Annotated in this window: 1 pseudogene; it reads left to right on the top strand. The window is 79.1% G+C overall.

Going from position 1 to position 1974, the window contains the following annotated elements:
• Window positions 1-1974 (top strand): annotated as a pseudogene (locus G3I41_RS25785) (serine protease); the annotation flags it as partial.

Raw genomic sequence — 1974 nt, 5'->3', positions numbered from 1 at the left:
ACCACCGAACTCGCCGCGATCGCCGCGCGTCGGGCGACGGGCCCGGTGCCCGCGCCCACGCTGTGGCTGCGCGGCGCCGACCTCCTCGCGGACGACACCTCCGTCGCCGACGCCGTCGCGCGCACGCTCCAGCAGGCCGGACGGATCGTCGGCGCAGCCGGGGCACCGGGCGACATGGCGAGCGCCACGCCCGAGCGGGTGGCCCGGCTGGCAGCGGGCTCCGGCGTCCCGCTGCTGGTCCTGCTGGACGCCCCGGAGGAGATGCCTCCCGTCCTGGCCCACCGGCTCGCCGACTGGACCACCGGCACGGCTCGCTGGCTCCGCGAGAACGGCGTCCGGCTCGTCGTCGGCTGCCGCCCCGAGCACTGGGAGACGGCCGGTCCGCTCTACCCGCCCGGTGCGCTGCACCGCCCGTCCCGGCCGGCCCGGCGGCTCCCCCCGGCGGTCCGCGTCACCGACTTCACCGCCGGCCAGGCCGAACGGGCCCGGGAGGGGCTCGGCCTCCCGCCCGACGCCCTCGCCGCCGGCCACGACCGCCATCCGCTGACCCTCCGCCTGCTCGCCGAGGTACGCGAGGCCCTGCCGCCGGGCACACCCGGGCGCCCGGGCACGGAGGAGGTCTTCGCCGCCCACCTCGACCTGATGTGCCTGCGCGTCGCCGTCCGCATCGCCGCCGGGAGCCGGCCCGGGCCGACCGCGGTGCGGCGCCTGGCGGCCCGGGTGGCCGGACAGGTCCACGAGGCGGCCCGCCGCTGCCTCGGACCCGGACAGGGCGAGCTGGACCGGGCCGCCTTCGAGGAGTTGTTCCCCTGGCGTACGGGGTGGGCCCCCGCAGTCCTCACCGAAGGGCTCCTCGTCCCGGCCGGAGCCGGCTACCGCTTCGCCCACGAGGAGGTGGGGGACTGGATCCAGAGCGCGCACCTCGATCTCGACGCGGCCCTGCGGGCGCTGGTGCACCGGTGGCACGCGGAGCCGGCGGAGGACGAGGGCCGGGTGCCGCGCCCCCGCCGGGGCGAACCGGCCGAGGGCCCGCTTCCGGCCGGACCGCGCAGCCTGCCCGTGCCCCGGCACCGGATCGGCCCGGTGATCCAGGCGCTGCTCCTGCTGTCCCGCCGCCAGGGCACGGCCGCCCTGGCCCACCGGCTGGCGGACCTCATCGAGGCGCTGGACCGGCTTCCGGAGACCGTCGACGGCGACCGGGCCCTGCCCCTCTCCGACCCGCGCTGGTGGGCCGCGCACCTGCTCGCCGAGACGCTGCTGAGGGTGCCCGACGCCCGCCCGTACCTCGGTGTGCTCCGGCTGCTCGCCGGGCGCGTCGTGCGGAGTTCCGCCGAGGCGGGCGGAGGAGGGGCGCGCGGGGCCCATGCGGAGTTCGGGCCCTGGTTCTGGCGGGAGCTGCGGCTGCCCGAGGCGGACCGGATGGACCTCTTCCGCCGTCTGGTCCCGGCGGACGGGCCGCCGGGGGAGGGGGACGGCGACGCGCGGTTCCTCGACGCCGTCGCCCGGCGGCTCGCCGCCCATCCGCGTACGGTGCAGCCCCTCCTGTGCGCCTGGTTCACGGACGAGCGCCCGTTGCCGGCCGCCGGGGCGGAGCCGCCCGTGGACGCCGAGGAGGGTGCGCGGGAACGGCCCACGGAAGCCACCGCCGACCGTCCCACCGTCGCCGCCGCCGCGCAGGCCCTCCTGTACGCCCACCGGGACCTGGCCGCCGATGATCTGACCGACGCGCTCGCCGACGCCGGACACCTCCGGGCCGAGGAACTGCTCGCCGCGCTCGCCGAGGACGAGCCCGCCGCGCTGTGCCGGGCCGTCGAGCGGTGGGCCGGGGACGAGGACCGGCGCGCGCGCAGGGTCGCCGCCGTCTCCTACGCGACGCTCGTCGCACCCCGCCTGACCCTGGACGCGGACCGCGACCGGGTGCGCCGGGCCGTGCTCGCGGTGCTGGCCCGCCCGTCCGACAGCGAGCTGCACGGA

This window comes from Streptomyces sp. SID9727 (genome assembly GCF_010550605.1).
Classification (GTDB): Bacteria; Actinomycetota; Actinomycetes; order Streptomycetales; family Streptomycetaceae; genus Streptomyces.
The sequence above is the reverse complement of the archived record's forward strand: the minus strand, read 5'-3'. Positions and strand labels throughout refer to the sequence as shown.